The following is a 20,150-nucleotide window of genomic DNA, read 5'->3' on the forward strand; positions in this document are numbered from 1 at the left end:
GACTCCTTTGCACCAAATCCTTTAGCCGGCGCCGGACTTGTCCGTCGCACGACGGCCCTAGCCAGCTTACAAGCTACACCTTCATGGCCATGGAGCTCTCTCAGAATTTTGTCAAAGCCAAACGCCCCTGCGCGGATGGATACAAATGGTTCCTGCGCAACCGCCACGGTGGAAGCGACTACCAGCGCCTGCTCGATGCGCTGGTCCAGGCTGACCGCGTCGGCGATGCGTGCTGGCTGCTCAACCAGTTCGGCCCGACAGACACCATCCTCACGCTGGATGCGCTCGATGCCAAGGCGCTGGTTTTTGCCGGCACCGTGATCGTGCGCGGCGTCATCGATGTCGAGTCAGTGATCAGGGCCGGGCGCAGCATCCGCGTCGGCGCGGGCATCCGGGCCGGCATTTCCATCGTCGCCGGCGAGAACATCGACAGCGCGGGCAATCTCTACAGCGGCGGCACCATCGAAGCCGGCGGCGACGTCAAGGCCAATTGGGGCATCGAAGCCGAGACAGAAATCGACTGCAAGGGCAATGTCCGCGCTGGCTGGGATGTCACCGCCGGCGAGCACATCTCCGTGAGCGGCAACCTGCGAGCCGGGGAGAACATCGTGGCGCAAGGCGCTATCCGCTGCGGTCAGGGCATCAAGGCGGGTGGGAATATCGAAGGCCAGCACGACGTCGTCGCCGGTTGCGGCATCGAGGCCGGCGGCGCAATCCGTGCCGGCCAGCACCTGGTGGCGGGCTGGGGCATCAGGGCCAGAGAGACCATCGCAGCCGAAGGCGCCATCAAGGCCGGCGAAGGCGTGCAGACCGAGGAAGACATCCTGACCGGGCCGGGCTACGGCATCTACGCCGGCCTGAACGTGCGCGTCGACGCCTGGGAAGATAGCGCTCGCATTGTCGCAAGGCAGAAGCCTTCCACGCTGGTGTGCGGAAGCTGGCAGCCGCGCTGAGGCGCGGCTGCTGACCCAGGGCCGTGGCGCCCGCTTGCAGGGCATGGTGGTCGAGCACGACGGTGCGTTGGTCACGCTGGGCAACTTCCGTGAGCCTAATCCACGCCTGTTGGTCGGAAGCAAGCGCGATGTGCCACTGACGTTCACTGAGAGCGGTGAGTCCTAATCATCCTTGGATCGAGATCGCAGGATTCGCGGAACTCTGCAGAATCATAGGAGCAAGCAATCGTTATGGTAGGTATAGGGTGTGTATTGGCCGGGATAGGCCTCGCTGCACTCGTCGCGGCGGTACAGGCAAGGCGAGCGGGCGAGGCGCTCCGAGATGTGCGACTGTTGACTGGCGTGTCAGCAACCTGTGCTTTGGCGGGGCTGATGCTCGCGATGGACCTGATGGGATGGAACGCGTAGTTGGCATTCAGTCTGCGGCATAGATCTGCCTGCCTTCAAGGATTGGGGGCAGCGATCTGTTCTGGCCCATCTCGGCCAGGGTGGCCCGGAAGGCATCACGGACAGCCAAGTTCAGCGAGCACGCGGGCGCGTGGGTAGTGATTGCATCGATGGCATCCTTCAGCGGGATCTGCTGATCCTTGCCATCGCGGTTGACTAGCTGTGATGCAAGATGCGGCCATGGATTCACCGAGAGCATGTTGGGGCGCCAAGCGGAACCATGGGCGACGGCGGCCTTAAGCAGGCCGCCGGTCGGGCATGTGTGCTGGCAGCGGCACCGTCAGTTTAGTACCGAAGAGCGCTACCCTGATCTTTGGAAAGTTCAATAGACGCGTTCGGACTCCAGGATTTCCTCGACCGTGACTTCGAGAAAGTTCCGGCTCTCTGGTATGGCGACACGGACATGCTGGCCCTCGTGCAAACCAAGCAGCGCCATACCCGCCGGCGACAGGATCGACAGCTTGCCGTGGCGATAGTCGGCGTCTTCAGGGTACACAAGGCGCCAAAGCAGATGCTCGCGATGCTGCGCTTCGATGCATAAAAAGGGGGTGTGCAGCGTTATGGCCTTGGCCGGCAGGCTGGTGTGCGTGCAGATGATCGCATGATCAATCATGTCACGCAGGCACTGCCGCTTATGCGTCGGCAACCCCTGATCCACCACAAGAGAATTAAGCCGCTCGACGTGGGCCGTTGTAAGGAAAACCGTCTTTCGCATTGCAAACTCCGCGCATCACTGTGAATCCACGCACCAGGCAGGCAGCGCTGTCCATGGCTGCAGGGGAATGAGTTTCGGCCCGGTGCTCTGCAGACAGTACCAAACGGTGTCAGGCAGAGTGCCGGGCGGCACGGAGCATTGCGGCAATCGCCGCGCGAAGGAGCGGGAAAGTGCGTTTCACGGGAATCCGGGTGCAAGAATGACAACCCTCACAGCCCTCATTTAAACAGGGTTCGCATCTCAAGGGAAGCCATGACGGTCTGGCGGGTTACTGCGCCAAGGCAAGGATATCGGCAGCCGGTTTGCCTTTTTTTGGGAATTGGATAAGATATCGAATATTCAATGGCTCGTTTTCAGTTTTCTGCTTGAGGAACTAGGCAATGGATACGGTGGTGCAGTATTTCTGCCTGGTCGGGTTATCAGGCATGAAGCGACAGCCGGTATCGCACATAGTAGCCTTACCGTCACAAGTTGGCGCTGCAACGAAGGTCCCGCGCTTCTACAGCAAGACGCATTCGCGATATGGAGCGGGTCGCGCCTGCCTCTAATTTTTCCGGAGCTTGTTGGGCACGCGACTGAAGCGCCCAACCAGCTCCGGATTTCCCCCACCTTGCACTTCTTTTTCCGTATTGGTCATTCAATCAATGGGGTCGCCCTGTTGAATTTCGAATGACCATTGGCTTGCGGTCAGAGATGACTGTTGCTGCCATGCAGCGGGCACATGTGCGAGGAGCATTCATGCATTTTCCCTGGTAATCGGGCAGCAAGCCGGCTGAATCCAGCTTTTGCCGTGACGGGCTCGCATGTGGCCCCATTCCAATCAGCGCGCAGAAGAAAATCGCGTGTGCTTACAGGAGTGTGATCATGAATTCACTAGCCATACACCATATTTCCATAGCGCAGCGCTCGAACCTTGAAGTCTTGCGAGGCATGGCGGACATGGTGGGCCTCATGGACCACGCTTTTGCTCACTTTGAAAAGCTGCTCGAATGGAATCTTCAGTTGGTCCCTTTCTCGTTGCAAGGATCCAGTGAGTGCACGAAACGGATGTTCGCAATGGGCAGGCCTCAGGATCTCCTGGCAATGCAGATCGCTCTGATGCAATTAGCAAGCGGGCACGTTTTCTCATTCCAGTATGATTCAAGCCCGGATTCGTGAGCACCAGAGTCGAAGCTACGAAGCGCAGCGCGGCATGTCCCGGCATCCGCCCTACGCCGTCACGCCACAGCGCGAGGCCGCGTGGTGTGCTGGATGCATGGATGTGGGCGCGCAAAAAAACGGTATAAATTCGACAAACGCGGCTAATTCACCACGGCCCCAGCGTCCGCTCTACAAAGGTGGCCTCGAGCGGCACGCCGAGAAAGCGCGCGATCTCCACGATTTGCCCGTACAGCATCCATTGCCCGTGATGGATGCTGCAGCCTCGCGCGCGCGCCGCTGCCAGCAGCGCGGTCTCCGGATCGCGCACGACAGCTTCGCAGACCAGCGTGCCGGGAGCCAGGCGCTCGGCCGGCAACGGCAGCGCATCGTCGTCGCGCAGGCCGAGCGACGTGGCGTTGACCACCACATCGAACCCGGCCGGGTCGTCGCCGCCCGCGCGGATCGCCATGTCGGGCAGCGCGGCGCGCAACCGTTCCACCAGCTGCGCCGCCTTCTCTGCGGAGCGGTTGTGGATCACCAGTTCCGCTGGCCGTTCCCGCGCGATGGCGAAGGCCATGGCCTTGCCCGCGCCGCCGGCGCCGACCTGCAGGACGCACTTGTCCGCCAGCGCGTGGCCGCGCTCGCGCAGACCGGCGACGAAGCCATCGCCGTCGAAGTTGCCGCCGACCCAAATGCGCCGGTCGCGATCGTAGCGCAGCGCGTTGACCGATCCGACCATGCGGGCGGTCTCCGTCAGCTCGGCGCATGCCGCGACGACCGCCTCCTTGTGCGGCACGGTGACCACCATGCCGGCCAGGTTCATCATTGCCGGGAGACTGTCGAGCAGCGCACGCAACTGCTGGGGCGCGACGTGGAACGGCACGCACACCGCATTCAGGCCCTGGCGGGACACCGAGGCGTTGAACAGCTGCGGCGTGCGCACCTGGCCGATGGGGTCGGCGATAATGCCGACAAGCTGGGTATTGCCGTCGATTTGCAATCTCAGATCCCCGCCATGCAGGTGTACTTGATCACCAGGTAGTCCTCGATGCCGTAGTGCGAGCCCTCGCGCCCCACGCCGGATTGCTTGACGCCACCGAAGGGCGCCACTTCGTTCGAGATCAGGCCGGTGTTGACGCCCACCATGCCATATTCCAGCCGTTCGGACACGCGCCAGACGCGGCCCAGGTCGCGCGCGTAGAAATAGCTGGCCAGGCCGAACTCGGTATCGTTGGCCAGGGCCACCACCTCGTCCTCGGTATCGAAGCGGAACAGCGGCGCCAGCGGGCCGAAGGTCTCCTCGCGCGCCACCAGCATACCGGGGCGCACTTCGGCCAGCACCGTGGGCTGGAAGAACGAGTGGCCCAGCGCATGGCGCTGGCCGCCGTGCAGCACGCGCGCGCCCTTGCCCACGGCATCGGCGATATGCTCTTCCACCTTGGCCACGGCCTTGTCGTCGATCAGCGGGCCGATGCGCACGCCGTCTTCCATGCCGTTGCCGACCTGCAGCGCCGCCACCGCGGCCACCAGCTTCTGCGCGAAGGCCTCATACACGCCCGACTGGACGTAGATGCGGTTGGCACAGACGCAAGTCTGGCCGGCATTGCGGTACTTCGACACGATTGCGCCTTCGACCGCCGCATCGAGGTCGGCATCGTCGAACACGATGAAGGGCGCGTTGCCGCCCAGTTCCATCGACACCTTCTTGATCGTCGACGCGGCCTGCGCCATCAGCACGCGGCCCACTTCGGTCGAGCCGGTGAAGGTCAGCTTGCGCACCAGCGGGTTGGTGCTCATCTCGCCGCCGATGGCGCTGGCCGAGCCCGTCACCACCGACAGCACGCCGGCGGGGATGCCGGCGCGCTCGGCCAATGCCACCAGCGCCAGCGCGGTCAGCGGCGTCTGCGAGGCGGGCTTGAGCACCATGGTGCAGCCCACCGCCAGCGCGGGGCCCGCCTTGCGCGTGATCATGGCCGCGGGGAAGTTCCATGGCGTGATCGCCGCGCACACACCCACCGGCTCCTTGGTGACGACGATGCGCTGGTTGCTCACCGGCGCCGGGATGGTGTCGCCGTAGACGCGCTTGCCTTCCTCGGCGAACCATTCGATGAACGAGGCCGCGTAGGCGATCTCGCCGCGCGCCTCGGCGATGGGCTTGCCCTGTTCCGCCGTCATGATGCGCGCCAGGTCTTCCTGGTTGGCCAGGATCAGCTCGAACCACTTGCGCAGCAGCGCCGAGCGTTCCTTGGCGGTGCGCGCGCGCCACGCCGGCTGCGCGCGGTTGGCGGCCTCGATGGCCTGGCGGGTCTCGTCGGCGCCCAGTTGCGGCACCTGGCCCACGCGTTCGCCGGTGGCCGGGTTGGTGACGGCGATGCAGCGCTCGCCCTCGAGCCAGCGGCCGTCGATATAACACTGCTGCCGCAGCAGCGAGGAATCCTGAAGGTTCAGCATAGTCGGTGTGATGGTTAGGCCGTATCAGCCGGCCATATAGAGGCCGCCGTTGACGTGCAGCACCTCGCCCGTGATGAAGCTGGCGGCGCCGCTGCACAGGAAAGCGATCGCGCTGGCGACTTCGCGCGGATGGCCCAGCCGCCGCAGGGGGGTCTGTTCCACCGATTCGGCGCCGCGTGTACGCACCAGTTCGGCCGTCATCGGCGTTTCAATGATGCCAGGCGACACGGCATTGACACGGGTACGCGGCCCCAGTTCGCGCGCCAGGCTGCGCGTAAGGCTCAGCAGCGCCCCTTTGGAGGCCGCATAGTGGGCGTTGCTGTAGGCCCCGCGGTGCGCCGCCACCGAGGTCAGGTTGACGATGGCGCTGCCCTCCCGCAAGGCCGGAATCGCGCGGCGGATCAGGTAGAAGACGCCGTCCAGGTTGATGCCAAGCGTCTGGCGCCACTGCGCGTCGGTCATTTCCGCGACCGGCTGGGACTGGTACAGGCCGGCGGACGGCACCAGGAAATCGATGCCGCCAAAGCGCTCGACCGCCGTGGCGACGGCGCGCGCGCTGTCGTCCGGGCTGGCGGCGTCCATGGGCAGCGTCACGATGCGCTCGGGGTCGCCAAGGCTGCGCGCGAAGCCAGCCAGGCCGTCCGCATCCAGGTCGGTCAACACCAGGTTGGCGCCGCCGGCGTGGAACAGGCGCGCGAGCTCGCGTCCGATCCCTCCGTTGGCGCCGGTCAGCAGCAGCGTACGCGATGCAAAGTCAGACATGCAGTGTCTCCATGCGGTCGGTTCGATTCAGATATGCAGGGCGCGGCCGTAGGCCGCCAGGACGGCCTCGTGCATCGCCTCGGACAGGGTCGGGTGCGGCAGCACGGCCGCCATCAGCTCGGCCTCGGTAGTTTCCAGCGCCTGCGCAATGCCGTAGCCCTGGATCATCTCGGTCACCTCGTCGCCCACCATGTGGGCGCCCAGCAGTTCGCCGCTGCCTTCGTCGAACACCACCTTGACCAGCCCGCCAGTGGCGCCCATCGCGATGGCCTTGCCGTTGGCCGAGAACGGGAACCTGCCGACGCGCACGCGGTGGCCTGCCGCCATCGCCTGCGCTTCGGTCAGGCCGACGCTGGCTACTTGCGGATGACTGTAGGTGCACGCCGGGATCCGGCGCGGGTCGAGCGGGTGCGGCTGGAGCCCGCCAATTTTCTCGACGCAGATCACGCCTTCATGGCTGGCCTTGTGCGCCAGCCATGGCGGGCCGGCCACGTCGCCGATGGCGTACACGCCCGGCTCGCCGGTACAGCCGTATGCGTCCGTGACGATATGCGTGCGCTCGACCCTGACCCCGGTGCCTTCCAGGCCGAGATCCTCGACATTGCCGACGATGCCGGCCGCGACCAGCACCACGTCGGTCTCAAGCCGCACGGGTTCGCTGCCTGCCAGCGTCACCGTCCACCCGGACGCACCGCGCTGGGCACCCTCCAGGCGGGTGCCGGCGTGGATGGCGATGCCGTCGCGCCGGAGCTGGTTCGCCACCTGCGCGGAGATCTCCGCATCCTCCGTTGGCAGGATGCGCTCGGCCATCTCGACCAGCGTGACCTGCACGCCTACCGCGTGATAGAAGCTCGCGAACTCCACCCCGATCGCCCCCGCGCCCACGATCAGCAAGCGGCGCGGGATCGTCGGTGGCGCCAGCGCCTCGCGGTAGCTCCAGACGGTGCTGCCATCGACCGGCAATTGCGGCAGCGGCCGCGCGCGCGCGCCGGTGGCAAGGACGATATGGCCGGCGCCGATGGTGCTGGCCTGGCCGTCTGCCGCGCTCACCTGGAGCCGGCCCTTGCCCGCCAGCCGCCCATGGCCGTTAAGCACGGTGACGCCGTGCTTCTTCATCAGGTGCGCCACGCCCTTGTTGAGCTGCGCCGCCACTGCGCGCGAACGCGCCACCATGGCCGGCACATCCGCGCGGGGCTCGCCCACGGCGACGCCATAGGCCGCGGCATCCTTCACCATGCGCAGCACGTCGGCCGAGCGCAGCAGGGCCTTGGTCGGGATGCAGCCCCAGTTGAGGCAGATGCCGCCGAGCGCATCCTTCTCGATCACGGCGGTACGCATGCCCAGTTGCGCGGCGCGGATGGCGGCGACGTAGCCGCCGGGCCCGCCGCCGACGATGGCAAGGTCGAACGAAGATGTCATCGCGCCCCCTTCAGACCAGCATGGCCAGCGGGTTTTCCAGCAGGCGCCGGACCGCGGCCAACCACTTGGCCGCCAGCGCGCCGTCGATGGCCCGATGGTCGACCGAGAGCGTGCAGCGCATGACCTGGGCCACCTCGAGCTTGCCGTCGCGCACCACCGGCATCGCCTGCGCGGCGCCCACCGCCAGGATCGCGGCCTGCGGCGGGTTGATGATCGCGGAAAACTCACCCACGCCATGCATGCCCAGGTTGCTGACGCTGATGCTGCCGCCCTGGTATTCGTCCGGGCGCAGCTGGCCCGCGCGCGCGCGGGCCGCCAGCTCGGCGATCTCGGCGCTGATCGCTGACAGCGGCTTGCGCTCGGCCGCGCGCACGATCGGGGTGATCAGGCCGCTGTCGGTGGACACGGCCACGGCGATGTCGGCCGTGCGGAACTGGCGCAGCGCGCTATCGGTCCATGCCACGTTGGCCTCCGGTACCTCGCGCAGCGCCACGGCCACCGCGCGCACCACGAAGTCGTTGACGGAGATCTTGCGCGCGGCGCCGGCGTTGATCTCGGCGCGCAGCGCCAGCAGCCGGTCCACCTGGCAGTCCGCCGACAGGTAGAAATGCGGGATGGTGGCCTTGCTTTCCGCCAGCCGGCGCGCAATGGTGCGCCGCATATTGCTGTGCGGAATCTCGATGAATCCTTCGACGGCGGCATCCTGCACCGGTGCCGGGCTGCCGGATGCCGGGGCCGTGGCAAGGGCCGGGACCGCAGCAGGAGCCTGGGCCGCCTCCACATCGCGCCTGACGATCCGCCCGTTCGGGCCGCTGCCCGTCAGCTTGGCAAGGTCGAGGCCGCGTTGCGCGGCCAGCCGCCGTGCCAGCGGGCTCGCGAAGATGCGGGCGGGCGCGGTGGCGGGTTCGGCGGCCAGGGGCGCTACAGGCACGGCGGGTGCCGGTACCGGCGGCTGCGCCCCAGGCACCACGATGGCACCAGACGACACGATCAGCGCGTCGATATCGGCATGCGTCTCGCCATTGACCAGCAGCACGCCAATCGGCGCGCCGACCTCCACCTCCTGCCCGGGCCGAGCCAGCATCCGGCCGAGCGTGCCGGCGGTGTCGGCGTTGAGCTCGACCATCGCCTTGTCGGTCTCGATCTCGGCAATGCAGTCGCCCACGGCAATCTTGTCGCCCTCCTGCCGGGTCCAGGCCTGCAGGGTGGCGTGGGTGGCATTGGCGGCCACCTCGGGCATGCGCAGCAGGATGGCCATCAGGCATCTCCCTTGGCAAGCAGGTCGGGACGATAGCCGGCGATGTCGGTGTACTGGACGATCTCCAGCACGTTGCCCTCCGGGTCGCGGCAGAACGCCAGGTAGGTGCCGGGGCGGACCTCGACGCGGCGGGGACCGGTCATGAACTCGACGCCCTGCGCCAGCATGGCATCGACCACGGCCTGGATGTCGTCGACGATGAAGGTCAGGTACGACGCGTTGGCCTTGTCGAGGATATATGCCGTCGCCGGCTCGGCGGCGGGCGGGTGCGGCGGCGCCAGCAGCTTGATGCGCTCGCCATAAGGGGTCTTCAGGCGCACGACGGTGTAGCCCTGCGCGTGCATCGCCGCCTGCACTGATTTCTCCGCCGGCACCACCACCTCGCTGACAAAGGTGAAGCCCAGCACGTCTTCGTAGAAGCGGCGCATGCGGGGCAAGTCCCGGACCGCGATGCCGACTTCCAGTGGTACCACCATGTTCATCTTCATTTCCATGACTCCCCGGTTCAGGCCAGGCCCTTGTCGCGCATCACATGGCGCAGGCCGTCGATGACTTCTTCGGTGCGCGCCGCCGCCGCCCGCTCGAGCACCTTGGAGATGCTCGGTGCCGCTTCCGCGCCCGTGACGCGCTGCACGGGCTGGTCCAGCCAATCGAAGCAGCGCCGCTGGAGCTCGTCGGCGAGCCAGCCGCCATAGGAAGTCCCGCGCGCGCCCTGCTCGACGATCAGCACGTTGTTGGTCTTGCGGATGCTGGCTTCGATGGTCTCCCAGTCCAGGCTGGCGCGGTCGAGCCAGCGCAGGTCGATCACCTCGGCGTCCACGCCGGTCTTCTCCACGGCTTCCAGCGCGTGGCCGACCATCGACAGGTAGGTGATGACCGTGACCTCGCTGCCCTGGCGCCGCACCGCCGCCTTGCCCAGCGGCAGGTGGTAGTCCAGGTCGTCCACCGGGCCGAGCGCGGAGCTGTTGTACAGGTCCACGTGCTCGATCACCAGCACCGGGTCCTTGCAGGCCAGCGCGGTATTCATCAGCCCCACATAGTCGAACGGGTTCGACGGCGCCACGATGCGCCAGCCCGGATTGGTCGCGAAGATCCCGGCCGGGTCCATCGAGTGCTGGGAACCGTAGCCGGTGCCCATCGCCACCTTGGTGCGCAGCACCAGCGGCACGTCGCTCTCGCCGCCGAACATGTGCCGGGCCTTGCCGATCTGGTTGAAGACCTGATCGGCGGCAACCCACATGAAGTCGGGGTACATGAACTCCACCACCGGCTTGAAGCGGCCATCCAGCGCCACGCCGCCGCCCAGGCCGACAAAGGCGTTCTCGCTGATCGGCGTGCCCAGCACGCGTTCCGGGAAGCGGTCGCGCAGCCCGCGCGTGGCGCCGTTGGTGCCGCCCTTGAGCCGGTGGACGTCTTCGCCCATGACCACCACCGTGCTGTCGGTTTCCATGCGCCGGCCCATCACGTCGGCCACCACGTCGACGAACTTGCGGGTGTCGAGCATGCCGGTGAAGGTATCCTGGTCCGCGTAGCGCAGCCCTTCCAGTTCCTTCAGGTCGCTGCGGATGCCCACGTCGCGGAAGTCCGGGCTGGGCCACAGTTCCGGGCGGATGATGCGCTTGCCCGCCTTGCCGGACGGATCGGGCTGCGTCAGCGCCGCCATGGCGGCCTGCATCGCGGCCCTGACGCGCTCGCGCAAGGCCTGCACCTGCTCCGCCGAGAGCAGGCCACGCGCCTGCATGCGGCGCGCCAGCAGTTCCAGCGGGTCGCGCGCGCGCCACTGCTGCTCTTCTTCCTTGCTGCGATAGCCGAACGCGCTGCCCGGGAACGGGCCGTTCTGGTGGAGGAAGCGATACACCTCCGCCTCGATCACGGCCGGGCCGTGGCCGGCGCGCATATGCGCCAGCGCCTGTTGCATCGCCAGGTGCACGGCCAGCGGGTCCATGCCGTCGACCTTCCAGCTGCGGATGCCGAAGCCCGGCCCGCGCGCGGACAGGCGCGGCTCGGCCGTCGATTCCGCCACGGTGGTGGAGACCGCATAGCCGTTGTTCTCGATGAAGAAGCACAATGGCAGCTTCCACGCGGCGGCCAGGTTCATCGTCTCCAGCACCGAGCCGATGTTGACCGCGCCGTCGCCGAAGTAAGTCACGGCCACCGCGTCGGTACCGGCATGCTTGTGCGCCCAGGCAGCGCCCGCCGCCAGCGGCACGCCGCCGCCGACGATGGCGTTGGTGCCCAGCGCGCCGGCCTCGGCCCATTGCAGGTGCATCGAGCCGCCGCGGCCCTTGCAGAAGCCCTGCGCCAGCCCGAGGATCTCCGCCAGCGTGCGCTGCAGCAGCGTCTGCACGGCGGTGGAAAACGGCGCATCGGGATCCAGCCCTTGCGGTGCCAGGTAGCCCAGCGCCTTGGACAGGAACTGGTGGTGCCCGCGGTGCGAGCCGTTGACCTGGTCCGCGCCGGTCACGCCGACGATGGAGCCAGCCGCGCCGCCCTCCTGCCCGATGCTGGAGTGCGCCGGCCCGTGGACCAGGCCTTCGGCGGCCAGCTCCAGCACGGCTTCTTCGAAGCCGCGGATCAGGTGCATGTGGGTCAGCATGGTGCCCAGCAGGCCTGGGGCCGCGTTGGCCCAGTCTTCCTCCGTGGTGCGCAACTCGACCCAGTCGGCGCCGGGTTGCAGGGCGATGCATTCAGACATGGAATAGTCCTTGGTTCAGGATGTTCGGATCGTGTAGACCGGGCCGCCCGGGCTCAGAAGCCGTCGGCCGTCCAGCCGCCATCGGAGACCAGCGCGTGGCCGGTGATGAACGCCGCCGCGTCCGACGCCAGGAACAGCGCCACCTCGGCCATCTCCTCCGGGGTGCCGAAGCGGTGCAGCGGCGTGCGCGCCATCAGCGCCTCGGCGTCCAGCGCGCGGCGCTCGATCAGCGTGTCGGTCAGCGCGGTGCGCGTATAGCCCGGACAGACGGCATTGACGCGGATATTGTGCTGCGCCCATTCGGCCGCGAGCGACTTGGTCAGCGACACCACGCCAGCCTTGGCCGCGCAGTAGGCCAGCCGGTTGGCGGACGACACCATGCCCCACATCGACGCCGTGCTCAGGATGACGCCGCCGTTCTGGCGGATCATGCGGCGCGCGGCGGCCTGGGTGCAGTAGAAGACGCCGGAGAGGTCAATGTCGATGGCGCGGCGCCACTCGGCCGGCGTCAGCGCGATCGACGGCTTGTTCATCGAGATGCCGGCGTTGTTGAGCAGGATGTCGATGCGGCCGAAGCGCGCCTCGGCCTCGGCGCAGGCGCGCTCGACCGCCTCGTCGTCGGTGATCGACGCCTGCACGGTCAGCACCTGCAGGCCGGGGAAGGCCGCCTCGAGCTCATGCCGGGTAGCGGCCAGCCCTTCGGCGTCCAGGTCCAGCAGCACCAGGCGCGCGCCGTGGCGCGCGAAGCCGTGGGCCATGGCGCGGCCGATGCCGCTTGCGCCGCCGGTGTTGAGCACCACCTTGCCTTCCAGGCCCGGGTAGCGGGCCGGGGCAAACGGTTGCGCGCCGGGAAATCCGGTAAAAGAAGGGGCGTTCATACCGCGAGCCAGTCCTTGAGTAGTTGGGGGTTGGAGGTCAGTTGTTCCGGGGTGCCTTCAAACACGATGCGGCCATGGCCCATCACGCAGACGCGGCTCGACACCTTGAGCGCGATGGCGAGCTTCTGCTCCACCAGCACCACCGAGACGCCGCGCCGGTGGATGTCGCGGATGGCTTCGCCGACCACGGCGACGATCTTGGGCGCCAGGCCTTCGGTTGGCTCGTCGATCAGCATCACCAGCGGGTTGCCCAGCAGCGAGCGGCACATCGTCAGCATCTGCTGCTCCCCGCCGGAAAGGCTGCCGGCCTTGGTATTGCGCCGTTCCTTCAGGCGCGGGAAGTAGTCGAACATCTGCGCCACGGTCCACTGCGGCGCGCCTTCTGGCGCGCGCTGCTCGCCCATGCGCAGGTTCTCGTCGACGGTCAGGTTGGCAAACACCTCGCGCTCTTCGGGCACGTAGGCAATGCCGCTGCGGCAGATGGCATACGAGCGCGCGCCGGTCAGGTCGCGGCCGCGCAGGCGGATGTGTCCGGCCGAGGGCGGCACCAGCCCCATGATCGCCTTGAGCGTGGTCGAGCGGCCGGCGCCGTTGCGGCCGAGCAGGCTCACGACCTCGCCCTGGCCGACCTGGAAGTCCACGCCATGCAGGATGTGGCTCTTGCCGTAGTGCGCGTGCAGCTTTTCCACCGAGAGCAGCGGTGCGGGGTTCATACGCTGACCTCCTCACCCAGGTAGGCTTCCTTCACGCGGGCGCTGTTGCGGATTTCGTCGGGCGTGCCGGTGGCGACAATCTCGCCGTAGACCAGCACGCTGATGCGGTCGCTGAGCGAGAACACCACGTCCATGTCGTGCTCCACGATCATCAGCGTGCGGCCCCTCGTGACCTCGCGGATCAGCCCCGCGGTGTAGCTGGTTTCCTCGTGCGACATGCCGGCCATGGGCTCGTCGAGCATGATCAGCTGCGGGTCGGACGCCAGCGTCATGGCGATCTCCAGCGAGCGCTGCTCCGAGTACGACAGCTCCCCGGCAATCACCTGCGCGCGGCGCGCGAGCCGCACCTGCTCCAGCAGGTGCGCGGCTTCCTCATTGACCGCGCGCGCCTTGTGGGCGAACCGCCACAGCGTGTACTGGAGGCCATGCCGGCGCATCAGCGCCAGGCGCAGGTTCTCGAACACGGTCAGGCCGGCGAAGATATTGGTGATCTGGAACGAGCGGGCCAGGCCACGGCGGTTAATGTCCTGCGGCGAGAGGCCATGGATCGGCTCGCCGCCGAGCAGGATCTCGCCGCGCGTGAGCGGCAGGCGCCCCGAGATCAGGTGGAACAGTGTGGACTTGCCGGCGCCATTGGGGCCGATCAGCGCATGGCGCTCGCCCGGCACGATGTCCAGGTCGACGCCGCGGATGATGTCGACGTCGCCGAACGACTTGCGCAGCCCGCGCAGCGACAGGATGGGGGATGCGGTCATGCGGGGTTCCTCCCGGCCTCGATGGCATCGCCGGCGGCGATGTCCGTGGTTTCAGCGCCCTCGCGCAGCCGCAGCCAGCGCTGGCTGGCATGCCGGGCCAGCATGGCGCCTGCGCCCACCAGCACCGCTGGCGGCAGCCACGTCAGCGCCGACAGCGGCGCCCATTCACGGCCGAACAGCGGGATCGGCGGCCAGCCGGCGCCACCGTTCAGCGGGGCCAGCGCGCGATAGTCCTGCGAGAAGAAGCGCTGCAGCAGTTCCACGCTGAACACGGTGCCGCCCGCCAGCAGCAGCGTGGCGACGACGAACGCGGCGGCTATCGGCAGCAGGCGGCGCGCGCCATAAGTCTTGCTGCCGGCGACCCACCAGGTCAGCAGGCCCGAGATGCCGGCCGGCATGAACAGCATCACCAGCACGAACACGATGCCCTGGTACAGCAGCCACGAGCGCGTCAGGTCGGACACCGCGTAGCCGAAGAAGGTCATCAGCGCCGCGCCGAGCGCCGGCCCCAGGAAGACCTTGACGCCGCCGATATAGCTGTTGAGCACCACGGCCGCGGAAACGCCGGCGTCGAACAGGACATAGTTGGCGGCCTCCATGTTGATGGCCTGCAGGCCGCCGGCAATGCCCGAGAACATCGTGGAAATGGCGAACACCAGCACGCCGAGCCGATGGATGTCGTAGCCGAGGAAGCGCAACCGGTTGGCGTTCTCGCGCAGGCCCAGCGTCAGGCGGCCGACCGGCGTCAGCGTGTACAGGTAGAGCAGCGCCAGCGACAGCAGCACCCAGGCCAGCGTCAGGTAGTAGACCTGGTTGCTGTCGCCGAAGGTCAGGCCCCAGGCCGGCATGCGCATGGTGGAGATGCCGGCTTCGCCGCCGAACCAGCTCTTGATGTGCGGCGCCAGCGCATGCAGCAGCTCGGCCAGTGCCAGCGTGATCATGGCGAAGTAGACGCCGGTGCGCTTGGTGGCGAACCACCCGGCGACCAAGCCGATGGCAAGCCCGGCCGCGCCGCCCGCCAGCGGCAGCAGCGGCGTGGGCAAGAGGCCATTGCCGCCCACGGCGTTCATGGCGTGGACCGTGGCAAACGCACCCACGCCAAAATACGCGGCATGGCCGAACGAGAGCATGCCGCCCTGGCCGCTGAGCAGATTGAAGGCCATCGCGAACAGCACCGCGATCAGCATCTGGATGGTGGCGTTGACCAGCGACGGCGACAGCACCGCGGGGGCCGCGACCAGCGCGGCAACGGCGAGCGCCAGCAGGATATTGCGGGAATGACGCATGCTTACTCCTTCTCGCCCATCAGGCCGGACGGACGGCACAACAGGATCAGCAACATCAGCGCGAACGGGATCGTTGCCGACAGGCTGGACAGTTTCAGGGTCAACAGCCCGCCCGCGCGGTTGGCCCACTCGCCCGCGCCCACCAGCGCCAGCAGGTCGGCCAGGCTGCGGTCCACGCCGACCGACAGCGCCGTCATCAGGCCGATCAGCAGCGAAGCCACCATGGCGCCCTCCAGCGAGCCAAGCCCGCCCACCACGACCACCACGAAGACCAGCACGCCCAGTTCCAGCGCCATGTTGGGGTTGGTGGTATAGAAGGCGCCCGCGACCGCCCCGGCCAGGCCGGCCAGCGCCGCGCCGATGCCGAACACGCCCATGAACACCAGCGGCACGTTGTGGCCCAGCGCCTCGGCCATGCGCGGCTTGTAGATGGCCGAGCGCACCACGATGCCGACGCGCGTGCGGGTCAGCAGCAGGTAGATGACCACGAACATCGCGATGGCCACGATGCCCATGAAGACGCGGTAGAACGGGTAGGTTGACGCGCCCACGTGGAACGCGGCGAAATCCAGCGACGCGGGCACCCGGTAGTCGACCGGGAAGTTGCCGAAGAACAGCTTGACCAGTTCGGCGATGATGAACGACAGGCCGAAGGTGAGCAGCAGCTCATGGGCATGGCCGTGGTGATGGACACGGCGCAGGAAAAAGCGCTCCACGGCCACGCCGACCAGTCCCACCAGCAGCGGCGACACCACGATGGCGGGCCAGAAGCCGATCACGCCCTGCAGCGAGAAAGCAAGATAGGCACCCAGCATGTAGAACGATGCATGGGCAAAGTTGAGCACGCCCATCATGCCGAAGATGAGCGTCAGGCCGGCGGAGACCATGAACAGCAGCAGGCCGTAGATGGCGCCGTTGAGCAGCGAGACGATGAAGTATTCCATGTGCGCTTCCTGGGGACGAGCCGGGCCGCCGCGCGCCGGGACGTGCCCGTGCGCGCGTGGCGGGTGCGGCCCGGACGGGCCGCGAACGCGGCGGAAGAGGCCTAGGCCGGGCGCTGCATCTTGCAGCTGGCCTGCGGCGGCGTGGCGGCTTCTGCGGCGGAGAAGGTCTTCACCGGCTTGAAGCCCATGTCGGTGCCGTCCACCTTGAACCTGGCGTCCTTGCTGACCACCGACACCACCATCGGCAGCAGCACCTGGTGGTCATCGGCACGCATGCTCAGTTCACCCAGCGGCCCCTTGAGCGTGGCCTTCTCCAGCGACTTGGCCAGCGCGGTGACGTTGAGCTTGCCGCTCTCCGGCTTGACCGTCTTCAGGGCCTGGCCCAGCATCTCGATGCCGAACACCGCCTGCGGCTCGACATAGGCGGGCAGATGCCCTGCCTTGGCTTTGAAGTCGTTGGCGAACTTCTCGCCCTCGGCGCCGCCCGCTTCCGCGTTGAACGGATGGGCGACATAGTGGCCGAGCGCCACCTCGCCGGCGTTGCCGAGATTGCCCGGCTGGTCCAGGAACACCGTGGCGAAGCGGGTCTTGAGGCCTGCCGCCTTTGTGGATTTCATCAGCAGCAGCAAGTCGTTCGACCAGTTGCCGGTCATCGTGGTATCGGCCTTGGTCGCGGCAATCTTGGCCACGTACGGCGAGAAGTCCTGCACCTTGTTGACGTCGTGCAGCGTCTTCTCCACCACCTGGTAGCCGCCTGCGGCCGCGTCCTTGGCGATCGCCTTCTCCATGTCCATGCCCCAGGAATAGTTCTGGTTGATGGAGTACACGCGCGTGCCGAGCGCATTGAGCGGCTTCATCGCGCCGACCAGCGCCTTGACGCGGATCTCGGCGTTGGTGGCGAACTTGAAATGGTAGAAGTGGCACTTCTCGCCGGTCAGCTCGAGCGCTTCGCCGCCAACGTTGAGGAACAGGATCTCCTTGCCCGGATTGCGCAGGTTGTACTTGCGCACGTCCTCGGTCAGCTGGCCCGATACCGCCGACGACGCGCCCTGGACCACGATCTGCACGCCATCGGCAATGGCGGCCTTGAGCTTGTCGGCGGCACCGGCGGGGCCACCCTGGTTGTCGTACTCCACCAGCTGCAGCGGTTCGCCGTTCCAGCCCCCGGCGGCATTGATCTTGTCGATCGCATAGCGCGCCGCGGCGCGGAACATAAGGCCGGTAGAGGCTTGCGGGCCCGACAGCGTCTCCACGATGGCGATCTTGACCGGAGCCGCGTTTGCGGCGCCCCCCAGCAGCGAAAGGGCCGCGCAAGCGACAAGACGACTGGGAAAACGGCTACCGCTCATGGTTGTCTCCTGTTGTGTTGGTCTGGTGGAAGTGGCCGGATCGAGCCGACCAAATTGGCCTGACCACAACAACAAGTGGTCAGACCAGTTAAATATAGAGAGACCGGCGGACACAGTCAATGCCGTATCGACGGATCTAGGGTTTCCACGGGGGAAGCAATTTCCCGGAAAGCAGCGCGCCGGGCATGCTACATTAAGCTGTAAGACCAGTTACACACACCGATCCATGCAAGGAACCGAGCGCCCGGCCGAGGGAGAAGAATCATGACGTCGAGAGGATCTGCCCAGGTGCTGAAGACACCCAAACGCGCGGAAGGGACATCGTTCTACCCCGAGCCCAGGCACCTGCCCGACGAGATTGCGTCGCGGCTCACGCAAGCCATCCAGGCCGGCGAGTTCGCAATCGGCGACCGGCTGCCCAGCGAGCGCGATCTTTGCGAACAGTTCTCGTGCAGCCGCGCGGTGGTCCGCGAAGCCCTCTCGCAACTCAAGAGCGAGGGACTGGTCTCGTCACGGGCCGGCAGCGGCGTGTTTGTCACCGAGCGCAGCCAAAAGCAGGCATTTCGGATGCAGGACGTCACCATTGACGAGAAGGACTCGCTGGCCATGGTGATGGAACTGCTGGTGACGATCGAAGTGGCAGCAACCCGGTTCGCCGCCATGCGCCGCTCGCCGGAAGACCTCAAGCGCATCAAGCGCGCACTGATCGGAATGGAATACGAGATCGCCAACGACCGGCTGGGCGATGAGGAGGACTTTGCTTTCCACCAGGCGATCGTGGACGCCACGCACAACCCGCATTTTCGGGCGCTGTCGGAGCACCTGGAGCATGGAGCAAGGCGCGTCATCCGGCAGGCACGCAGCAACACCAAGGCGCAGCATGCCGACCTCATCGAGGCCGTGCAGCAAGAGCACAAGGCCATCTATGACGCCATCGCCGCCGGCGATCCGGCGCGCGCGGCGGAAGCCGCGGAAACCCACCTGCGCAACGCCGCGGAACGGCTGAATATGTATCTGAAGGGTTGAAGATTGCCCGCTTTGGGCGGCTCGCGCAGTTGCTGTTGAGGATCGCTTCTATGCGGAATAGTTTGTCAAGTAGCGGTAAGCCTCTGTGCGGCGGCCGGCGCCACGCGCGCGGGCGCACCTGGTCCGAGCCCACCGTGCTCGCCGATGCCTCGACCGCGATGCGGCTGGCCACCGAAGAGACCTTCGGACCGGTCGCACCGCTGTTTCCGTTCGATGCCGATGACAAAGCCATTACCGCAGCAAATGCCGTGGAATACGGCCGGGCGCCTATGTCTACAGCCGCGACATCAACCGGATCCGGCGTGCGATCGATGCGCTGGAAACCGGAATGGTGGGCATCAACAGCGGGCTGATCTCGACGGCGGTCGCGCCGTTCGGAGGCGTCAAACAATCCGGCCTGGGCCGTGAGGGCTCGAAGTATGGCCTCGACGAGTACCTCGTGCTCAAATACGTTTGCCTCGGCAGACTCTAGTCTGCAGCACAGACCGACTCGGGAGCCGGTCTGCCTTCAGCCTGCGTCAGTAGGCAGCGGCTGATCGACAATCGCCTGCGCACGGGCGGCGTCCACACCGAGCGCTCGCAGCAGGCAGACGCAGAAGGAGCGCACATAGCCCGGCGGGCGCGATTCGCTCAGCAGCGCCCGCATTGCCATCCGCACGCTGCCCACTACCAGGTCGCTGGCACTGGCAAGATCGCCGAACTCGAACTGGCCCACATGCTTGCCGGCAATCAGCTCCGGGCGGGGATAGCTGAGCAGGTCCTCGTTGATGGACTGGCCATCCACCGACAACGCATAAACGAGCCAGCCCCAAGCGGGCTTCTCGACCGTGCGCTGCAACACGAGGCGCGTCTGCGCCGCAAAGCGTTCGACCGGATCTGCAATGGTGTGGCAGCGTCGCTGGATCTCGTCGAACGGATCGTGGCCGATCTCCTTCCACAGATCCGCGAGCAACTCGTCGCGAGTCTCGTAATAGTTGTAGAAGGTGCCGCGCGCCACGCCGGCAGCCTGGATGAAATCGTCGATCGTCGCCTTCTTCTCGCCCAGATCCGCAACCACCCGGGCAGCCGCCTCCAGCAGCTTCTGCCGCGTCCGGGTCCTGCGCTCTTGCCCGATCTCTACCCGTCTGACGTTGTTCATGTTTGCCCATTGTCCTGTCTGGTCAGCATGATACCAAATAGACTGATATTGTTCATATTGACAAAGATAGTCTAATAACTCATGATGGATCCACTGCCGGGCCAAGGCCGCGGCTACATCAAAAAAGTGCACCGCCGGTGGCGCGTGCGCCCGGAATGGAGACACGTATGGACCACTCCCATGCTCAAAGGGAATCAAGGGAATCAAGGATCTCTCCGCAA

General features: G+C 66.6%; 19 protein-coding genes and 1 pseudogene. 4 read left to right on the forward strand and 16 right to left on the reverse strand.

Translation table 11 applies throughout. From position 1 onward, the window contains the following. Positions 1–89 precede the first annotated feature (89 nt). Complete coding sequence (locus ABNX08_RS41950; protein ID WP_349608100.1) at positions 90–953, forward strand: hypothetical protein; 864 nt, start codon at positions 90–92, stop codon at positions 951–953. A 415-nt stretch (positions 954–1,368) separates the two neighbouring features. Here the strand turns inward: ABNX08_RS41950 and ABNX08_RS41955 are convergent, their stop codons facing one another. Further along, the gene (locus ABNX08_RS41955; RefSeq protein ID WP_349608102.1) at positions 1,369–1,599 is read right to left on the reverse strand and encodes a hypothetical protein; all 231 of its coding nucleotides are present in this window, start codon (positions 1,597–1,599) and stop codon (positions 1,369–1,371) included. 123 nt (positions 1,600–1,722) lie between these two features. After that, positions 1,723–2,115 carry a GreA/GreB family elongation factor gene (locus ABNX08_RS41960; protein ID WP_349608104.1) on the reverse strand — a complete coding sequence of 131 codons (393 nt, stop codon included), beginning with the start codon at positions 2,113–2,115 and terminating at the stop codon, positions 1,723–1,725. A gap of 864 nt (positions 2,116–2,979) precedes the next feature. Here ABNX08_RS41960 and ABNX08_RS41965 point away from each other — a divergent pair. Then, positions 2,980–3,273 (forward strand): phasin family protein, encoded by a 294-nt coding sequence (locus ABNX08_RS41965; RefSeq protein ID WP_349608106.1) that lies wholly within the window; start codon positions 2,980–2,982, stop codon positions 3,271–3,273. 148 nt (positions 3,274–3,421) lie between these two features. On the opposite strand, the gene ABNX08_RS41970 is transcribed toward ABNX08_RS41965, so the two are convergent. From ABNX08_RS41970 to ABNX08_RS42030, 13 genes are all read right to left on the reverse strand, one after another. Continuing rightward, positions 3,422–4,255, reverse strand: coding sequence for a shikimate dehydrogenase (locus ABNX08_RS41970; RefSeq protein WP_349608108.1), 834 nt, complete (start codon positions 4,253–4,255; stop codon positions 3,422–3,424). A 2-nt stretch (positions 4,256–4,257) separates the two neighbouring features. Next, complete coding sequence (gabD, locus tag ABNX08_RS41975; RefSeq protein WP_349608110.1) at positions 4,258–5,706, reverse strand: NADP-dependent succinate-semialdehyde dehydrogenase; 1,449 nt, start codon at positions 5,704–5,706, stop codon at positions 4,258–4,260. Between the two features lie 24 nt (positions 5,707–5,730). Then, positions 5,731–6,468 (reverse strand): SDR family oxidoreductase, encoded by a 738-nt coding sequence (locus ABNX08_RS41980; RefSeq protein WP_349608111.1) that lies wholly within the window; start codon positions 6,466–6,468, stop codon positions 5,731–5,733. A gap of 27 nt (positions 6,469–6,495) precedes the next feature. Further along, positions 6,496–7,887, reverse strand: coding sequence for a dihydrolipoyl dehydrogenase (gene lpdA, locus ABNX08_RS41985; protein ID WP_349608113.1), 1,392 nt, complete (start codon positions 7,885–7,887; stop codon positions 6,496–6,498). A gap of 10 nt (positions 7,888–7,897) precedes the next feature. Beyond that, positions 7,898–9,145 (reverse strand): pyruvate dehydrogenase complex dihydrolipoamide acetyltransferase, encoded by a 1,248-nt coding sequence (locus tag ABNX08_RS41990; protein WP_349608115.1) that lies wholly within the window; start codon positions 9,143–9,145, stop codon positions 7,898–7,900. After that, positions 9,145–9,633 carry a VOC family protein gene (locus ABNX08_RS41995; RefSeq protein WP_349608117.1) on the reverse strand — a complete coding sequence of 163 codons (489 nt, stop codon included), beginning with the start codon at positions 9,631–9,633 and terminating at the stop codon, positions 9,145–9,147. The genes ABNX08_RS41990 and ABNX08_RS41995 overlap by 1 nt, the downstream gene beginning before the upstream one ends. Positions 9,634–9,650: 17 nt before the next feature. Beyond that, positions 9,651–11,840 carry a dehydrogenase E1 component subunit alpha/beta gene (locus ABNX08_RS42000; RefSeq protein WP_349608119.1) on the reverse strand — a complete coding sequence of 730 codons (2,190 nt, stop codon included), beginning with the start codon at positions 11,838–11,840 and terminating at the stop codon, positions 9,651–9,653. A 53-nt stretch (positions 11,841–11,893) separates the two neighbouring features. Then, positions 11,894–12,718: an SDR family NAD(P)-dependent oxidoreductase gene (locus tag ABNX08_RS42005; RefSeq protein WP_349608121.1), complete on the reverse strand. Its 825-nt coding sequence runs from the start codon at positions 12,716–12,718 to the stop codon at positions 11,894–11,896. Beyond that, a complete protein-coding gene (locus ABNX08_RS42010) occupies positions 12,715–13,431 on the reverse strand; it encodes an ABC transporter ATP-binding protein (protein WP_349608123.1) in 717 nt (238 codons plus the stop codon). The genes ABNX08_RS42005 and ABNX08_RS42010 overlap by 4 nt, the downstream gene beginning before the upstream one ends. Beyond that, on the reverse strand, positions 13,428–14,186 hold the full coding sequence (locus ABNX08_RS42015; protein WP_349608125.1) for an ABC transporter ATP-binding protein: 759 nt from the start codon (positions 14,184–14,186) through the stop codon (positions 13,428–13,430). Before ABNX08_RS42015 ends, ABNX08_RS42010 begins: the two co-directional genes overlap by 4 nt. Beyond that, on the reverse strand, positions 14,183–15,472 hold the full coding sequence (locus ABNX08_RS42020; protein ID WP_349608127.1) for a branched-chain amino acid ABC transporter permease: 1,290 nt from the start codon (positions 15,470–15,472) through the stop codon (positions 14,183–14,185). The genes ABNX08_RS42015 and ABNX08_RS42020 overlap by 4 nt, the downstream gene beginning before the upstream one ends. Before the next feature lie 2 nt (positions 15,473–15,474). Further along, positions 15,475–16,416, reverse strand: a complete 942-nt coding sequence (locus tag ABNX08_RS42025; protein ID WP_349608129.1) for a branched-chain amino acid ABC transporter permease — start codon at positions 16,414–16,416, stop codon at positions 15,475–15,477. Between the two features lie 101 nt (positions 16,417–16,517). Then, complete coding sequence (locus ABNX08_RS42030) at positions 16,518–17,765, reverse strand: branched-chain amino acid ABC transporter substrate-binding protein (protein WP_349608131.1); 1,248 nt, start codon at positions 17,763–17,765, stop codon at positions 16,518–16,520. Between the two features lie 264 nt (positions 17,766–18,029). On the opposite strand from ABNX08_RS42030, the gene ABNX08_RS42035 reads away from it, so the two are divergent. Both ABNX08_RS42035 and ABNX08_RS42040 read left to right on the forward strand, forming a co-directional pair. Next, positions 18,030–18,791, forward strand: coding sequence for a FadR/GntR family transcriptional regulator (locus ABNX08_RS42035; RefSeq protein WP_349608132.1), 762 nt, complete (start codon positions 18,030–18,032; stop codon positions 18,789–18,791). Between the two features lie 56 nt (positions 18,792–18,847). Further along, positions 18,848–19,263, forward strand: a pseudogene (locus tag ABNX08_RS42040) (aldehyde dehydrogenase family protein); the annotation flags it as partial. Between the two features lie 36 nt (positions 19,264–19,299). On the opposite strand, the gene ABNX08_RS42045 reads toward ABNX08_RS42040, so the two are convergent. Continuing rightward, a complete protein-coding gene (locus tag ABNX08_RS42045; RefSeq protein WP_349608134.1) occupies positions 19,300–20,136 on the reverse strand; it encodes a TetR/AcrR family transcriptional regulator in 837 nt (278 codons plus the stop codon). Between the last annotated feature and the right edge of the window lie 14 nt (positions 20,137–20,150).

It is taken from the genome of Cupriavidus sp. DF5525 (genome assembly GCF_040149425.2).
In the GTDB taxonomy this organism is placed as follows: Bacteria; Pseudomonadota; Gammaproteobacteria; order Burkholderiales; family Burkholderiaceae; genus Cupriavidus; species Cupriavidus pickettii_A.